At 66.1% G+C, this 1,977-nt stretch carries 1 protein-coding gene and 1 pseudogene; both read left to right on the forward strand.

The features are described from left to right. The first annotated feature begins 119 nt into the window (after positions 1-119). Positions 120-707 carry a GNAT family N-acetyltransferase gene (locus IE206_RS42120; RefSeq protein WP_189972062.1) on the forward strand — a complete coding sequence of 196 codons (588 nt, stop codon included), beginning with the start codon at positions 120-122 and terminating at the stop codon, positions 705-707. Between the two features lie 85 nt (positions 708-792). Further along, a pseudogene (locus tag IE206_RS42125) lies at positions 793-1,914 on the forward strand (IS630 family transposase). The last annotated feature ends 63 nt before the right edge of the window (positions 1,915-1,977 follow it).

Here is a 1,977-nt window from a genome sequence, read left to right on the forward strand (position 1 = left end):
TCGAACAACCCGCTGGAGCGACAACCGCTCTGTATGGGCTGTTGAGAACGAATTAGGTACGCCGGGTCGATGGTCGGGCACCGGGTCGGTCCTGTGTCGGGCTGTGGCAGGATGCCGCGATGATCACCTCACCCATACCGCCCGTTGTTCCCGCAGGCCATATGGCCAAGCTGGAGCAGCCCGTGCTCGCGCTTCCCAGTGGTCTGGAGCTGCGTCCCTGGCGTGACAGCGACGCCGATGCTTTGGTGGCAGCCGCTCACGAGCCAGGCATTCGCCAGTGGAATCGGCTCTTCGTGGCGTCGAAGGAGGAAGCATGCGAGCGCATCAAGCGCATGCGCGAGCGTTGGCAGTCCGAGCAGAGCGCGATATGGGCCATCGCCCGGCCCGATGGTGGTCAGGCCGTGGGCTTGATCGGCTGGGGTGACATCGACCTCCAGGGTGGCAGCGCCGAAATCCTGTACTGGCTCCTGCCCGGCGGACGTGGCCGCGGCGCCATGGTCGAGGCCACACAGCGCCTCAGCCGGTGGGCGTTCGAAGACCTTGGACTGCACCGTCTCCGGCTGTGTCACGCGGTGGCCAACTCGGCATCGTGCCGAGTAGCTGAGAAGGCCGGCTACTCCATCGAGGGCACTATGCGCAGCGCCCTTCTACACGAAGATGGATGGCATGACGAGCATCTGCATGCCTTGGTCCAGGGCGACATCTGATCCTTTGATGCGCGGGTGAGCGTGCAGCTGCCCCGTGGCGTCCAGTTGAGCGGCTTCGCCGCGGGGGTCGACCGTTGGGGGTGTGGTGGCCGAGCCTGTCCGGGTACGCAGACTGACCGACCAAGAGGGGCAGAAGCTGCAACAGATCGTGCGCCGGGGCAGCACCAGTTCGGTGCGCTTTCGGCGCGCGATGATGCTGCTGGTCTCGGCCGGCGGGAACCGGGTTCCGGTGATCGCCCAACTGGTGCAGGCCGACGAGGACACCGTCCGCGACGTGATCCACCGGTTCAACGAGATCGGCCTGGCCTGCCTGGACCCTCAGTGGGCGGGAGGCCGTCCCCGCCTGCTCAGCCCTGCCGATGAGGACTTCGTCATCCAGACGGCCACGACCCGCCCGGTCAAGCTCGGCCAGCCTTTCACCCGCTGGTCACTGCACAAACTCGCCGCCTACCTGCGCAAAGTCCGTAACCGGACCATACGCGTCGGGCGCGAGGCATTACGCCGCCTCCTCGCCCGACGCGGTATCACCTTCCAACGGACCAAGACGTGGAAGGAGTCACCCGATCCGGACCGTGAGGTGAAACTGGACCGTATCGAGGCGGTCCTGGACCGCTTCCCGGACCGGTTGTTCGCGTTCGACGAGTTCGGTCCCCTCGGAATCCGGCCCACTGCGGGTTCGGGCTGAACAGGCAAGGGACACCCCAACCGGCTGCCGGCCACTTATCACCACACCCACGGAGTCCGATACTTCCATGGCTACTACTCGGCCGGCGACGACCGCCTGTGGGGTGTCAATCGCCGTAGGAAAGGTGCCATGAACACGCTGGCCGCGCTGAAGTCGATCCGGGCCGCGCGGCCCGGCGGAGGACCGATCTACGTGATCATGGACAACCTGTCCGCCCACAAAGGCGGCGACATCCGCCGCTGGGCGGGGAAGAACAAGGTCGAACTGTGTTTCACCCCGACCTACGCCTCCTGGGCGAACCCGATCGAAGCCCACTTCGGACCACTGAGGCAGTTCACCATCGCCAATTCGAATCACCCGAACCACACCGTCCAGACCCGGGCCCTCCACGCCTACCTCCGGTGGCGCAATGCCAACGCCCGCCACCGCGACGTCTTGGCCGCCGAACGCAAGGAACGCGCTCGCATCCGCAGCGAGAAGGGCATCCGCTGGGGCGGGCGCCCTCTCGCAGCTGCGGCCTGAGCAACCCGGCGAACCTAATTCGTTCTCAACAGCCCATACAGAGCGGTTGTCGCTCCAGCGGGT

Origin of the sequence: Streptomyces violascens, assembly GCF_014649955.1 — a bacterium.
GTDB lineage: Bacteria > Actinomycetota > Actinomycetes > Streptomycetales > Streptomycetaceae > Streptomyces > Streptomyces violascens.

What these genes read in the sequence shown, in the direction of transcription:
- IE206_RS42120 (WP_189972062.1), top strand. Translation starts at nt 120, where the DNA reads ATGATCACCTCACCCATACCGCCCGTTGTTCCCGCAGGCCATATGGCC.